Source organism: Streptomyces sp. NPDC001933 (assembly GCF_042890955.1).
Taxonomy (GTDB): domain Bacteria; phylum Actinomycetota; class Actinomycetes; order Streptomycetales; family Streptomycetaceae; genus Streptomyces.
Genome location: NZ_JBIASS010000028.1, coordinates 1 through 3,765, shown reverse-complemented (window position 1 = coordinate 3,765; position 3,765 = coordinate 1). Strand labels below are relative to the sequence as shown.

Annotated in this window: 1 protein-coding gene; it reads right to left on the bottom strand. The window is 72.9% G+C overall.

The features are described from left to right. Nucleotides 1-152: 152 nt before the first annotated feature. Nucleotides 153-3,765: acyltransferase domain-containing protein (locus tag ACFYY7_RS39050; RefSeq protein ID WP_388669214.1), on the bottom strand; the 3,613-nt coding region annotated here is incomplete at its 5' end.

Sequence of the window (3,765 nt, the reverse complement as noted above, 5' to 3'; positions counted from 1 at the left end):
GGCCCCCCCCGCCCCCCCCCCCGCCCCGCCCGGGGGGGGCGGGGGGGGCCCCCCCCCCCCCCCCCCCCCCCCCCCCCCCCCCCCCCCCCCCCCCCCCCCCGACCGCAGTACCTGGTTGGACGACCCGATCGGAAGACCCGGTGGGACGGGGGCTACCGCCCCATCTCCCGGTTGATGAAGTTGAGCAGCTCGTCGTCGGAAGCGGACTCCAACTGCCCCAGCACGCCGCCCTCCGCCGCTGCCGACGACGACTCCGTCTCCTCGCCCTGCCACTTCGCGAGGAACGCCTGGAGCCGCACCGCCACCCGCGTACGGGTGAGGGCGTCGGGCTCCGAGGTGACCAGCGAGGCCTCCAGCTTGTCCAACTCGGTGAGCAGGGAGTCCCCGCTCGCCGCGCCGTCGCGGAAGATGTCCTGCCGCAGCAGACGGGCGGCCGCGATCGCGTTCGGGTAGTCGAACACGAAGCCCGCCGGCAGGCGCAGTCCCGTGGCCCGGGTGAGCCGGTTGCGCAGCTCGACGGCCATCAGCGAGTCGAAGCCCATTTCACGGAAGGCCCGGCCCGCCTCGATGTCGCCCACCGAGGCGTACCCGAGCACCGAGGCCGCCTGCTGACGGATGAGCTCGACCAGCTCGGCCTCCTGCTCCGACTCCGGCAGGACGGCGAGGCGTTGCCGCAGCTCGTCGGAGACATCGGTGTTCTCCGCCTCGCTCTCGGCGGCGGCCGCCGCGATCCGGGCGACGTCCGGCAGGTCCGCCAGCAGCGGGCTCGGTCGCAGCGCGGTGAACGCGCGGGCGAAGGATCCCCAGTCCACGTCGGCGAGGGTCAGGACCGGAGACTCCTCGGCCACCGCCCGCGCCATCGCGGTGAGAGCCTGTGCCGGCTCCAGGGCCAGCAGCCCGCGCCGCCGCATCTGCTCCTCACCGTTCCCGTCACCGGAGCCGACCGCTTCGGCCGAGCCGACCGCTTCGGCCGAGTGGACCGAGTCGACCGAGTCGGTCGGTTCGGCCGGTACGGCCGTGTCGCCGCCGACCCACGGGCCCCATGCCACGGACGTGGCGGCCAGGCCCCTGGCCCGCCGGAGCTGGGCCAGCCCGTCCAGGTAAGCAGTACCCGCCGCGTAGGCCCCCTGCCCGCCACCGCCCCAGACACCGGCGATGGAGGAGAAGAGGACGAACGCATCGAGCGTGGTCTCCGCCGCGGTCTCCGTGAACACGGCGTCCAGAGCTGCCGCTCCTGCGACGCGGGCCCGCAGCGCCTTGGTCAGCTGTGCCGGGTCCGTGTCGGTGACCGGTGCGAAGTGGCTCGTACCCGAGGTGTGGAGCACGGCCCGGACCGGAGTGCCTTCGGCCGCCAACTTGGAGGCCAGAGCGCTCAGTTGCGTACGGTCGGTCACGTCGACGGCCCGCACCACGGCCCGCTCGCCCAGCTTCGCGAGGACGTCCGGGTCGGGCGTGCCGCCGACCGGAGTCAGCAGGACGACCCGCTCCACCGCCGTACCCGCCAGCCAGCCCGCGAGGTGCCCGGCGAGCGGCGTGGTGCCGTCGCCGATCAGTACCGTGCCGCGCGGGACCCACTCGCGGTCGCCGGCCGGAACCGACGCCGCCAGCAGCCGGCTCGCGAAGACGCCGGAAGAGCGGAGCGCGACCTGGTCCTCGCCCGGTGTGCCCGGAGTGCCCGACAGCACCGCCACGGCCTGCTCCCAGGTCCGGGCGTCGAGGCTCTCGGGCAGGTCGATCAGGCCGCCCCAGCGTTTCGGGTGCTCCAGGGCCACGACCCGGCCCAGGCCCCAGACCTGCGTCTGGGTGGCGTTGCGCAGCGGATCGGAGGTCCCGGTCGAGACGGCACCCTGCGTCAGGCACCACAGCGGGGCCTCCACCCCGGCCTCGCCCAGCTTCTGGACGAGGCCGAGCGTGGCCGCCAAGCCGGGCGCGACCCCCTCGTCGAGGGTCTCGTCCTCCGCCAGCCCCAGCAGGGACAGCACCCCGGCCGCCTCGGCGTACGGGGACAGGTCGGTGGCGCCGGTGACGCGTACGACCTCGGCACCCGCTGCCTTCAGCCCGTGCTCGCACCACTCGACGACGGCGGTGCCGGACAGTGCCTCCGGCAGGGCCAGCAGCCAGCGGCCCGACAGCGTGCCTGCCTGGGGCTGTACGGGCTTCCAGGTGACGCGGTAGCGCCACCCGTCGGCCACCGAACGCTGCTGCTGTCGGCTGTGCCAGGACGACAGCGCCGGGAGCACCTCGCTGAGCGGACTGTCGGCCGTCAGTTCCCGGTCGCCCACCAGCGCCGAAAGGTCCTCGCGAGCCACGGCTTCCCAGAAGGCCGAGTCCGCGACCGGAGCCTCACCGACGCCACCGGGGTGCCCGCCCGCCACCGGAGCCTTGGGCCAGAAGCGCTGCCGCTGGAAGGCGTAGGTGGGCAGGTCGACGCGCTGGGCGCCGGTGTTGGCGTAGTACGTCGTCCAGTCGATGCGGGTGCCTCGGACGTGGAGTTCGGCCACGGCTGCGACGAGCGCTTCGGTCTCGGCGCGGTTCTTGCGCAGGGCGGGGAGGAAGTCGGCCTCGTCGTCGGTGACGCAGTCCTGGCCCATGGCGGAGAGGACGCCGCCGGGGCCGAGTTCCAGGTAGGTGGTCACGCCCTGGGTCTGCAACTGCTTTACCCCGTCGAGGAAGCGGACGGCCTGGCGGACGTGGTCCACCCAGTAGTCGGCGCTCAGCAGCTCCTCGCCGGCGAGTTCACCGGTCAGGTTGGAGACGATGGGGAACTTCGGTGCCTGGAAGGTCAGGCCCTCCGCGACCGTCTTGAACTCGGCGAGCATGGGCTCCATGCGCGGCGAGTGGAAGGCGTGGCTGACGCGGAGGCGCTTCGTCTTCCCGAAGCTGGACGCGATGGCCAGCACCGCGTCCTCGTCACCGGAAATCACCACGGAGTCCGGGCCGTTCAGGGCAGCGATCGACACGCCCTCCACCAGCAGCGGCAGGACCTCTGCCTCGGTGGCCTGGACGGCAACCATCGCCCCGCCCGTCGGCAGCGCCTGCATCAGCCGGCCCCGCGCGGCGACCAGCGCCGCCGCGTCCTCCAACGACCACACACCCGCCACGTGCGCGGCGGCCAGCTCACCGATCGAGTGGCCGAGCAGGTAATCGGGCGTGATGCCCCAGTGCTCCAGCAGCCGGAACAGCGCAACCTCGATCGCGAACAGGCCGGCCTGGGTGTAGACGGTCTGGTCGATCAGCTCCGACCCGCCGAACACGATGTCCTTGACCGGCTGGTCGAGGTGCCGGTCCAGCTCCGCGCAGACCGCGTCGAAGGCATCGGCGAACACCGGGTACGCCTCGTACAGCTCACGCCCCATCCCGGCCCGCTGCGAACCCTGCCCCGAGAACAGGAAGCCGACCTGGCTGCCGGAGTGTGCCCGGCCGCCGATGGCATCCGCCTCCATGCCCTGCTCCGCCAGCGCCTTGACGCCTTCGAGCAGTTCGGCCCGGTCGCTGCCGACGACGGCGGTCCGGTATTCGAGGGCGCTGCGGCTTGTGGCCAGCGAGTAGGCCACGTCCTGCGTGTCCAGGTCCGGCCGGCTCAGCAGCCTCGCGTGCAGCTCCCGTGCCTGAGCGGCCATTGCCGACCGCGTCTTCGCGGACAGCACCCAAGGAACGACTGGTGTCGGCGTGTCTGTGCGGATGATTGTCGGTGTGGGGTTTTGGGTCGGTGGTTCTTCGATGATGACGTGGGCGTTGGTGCCGCTGATGCCGAAGGAGGAGACG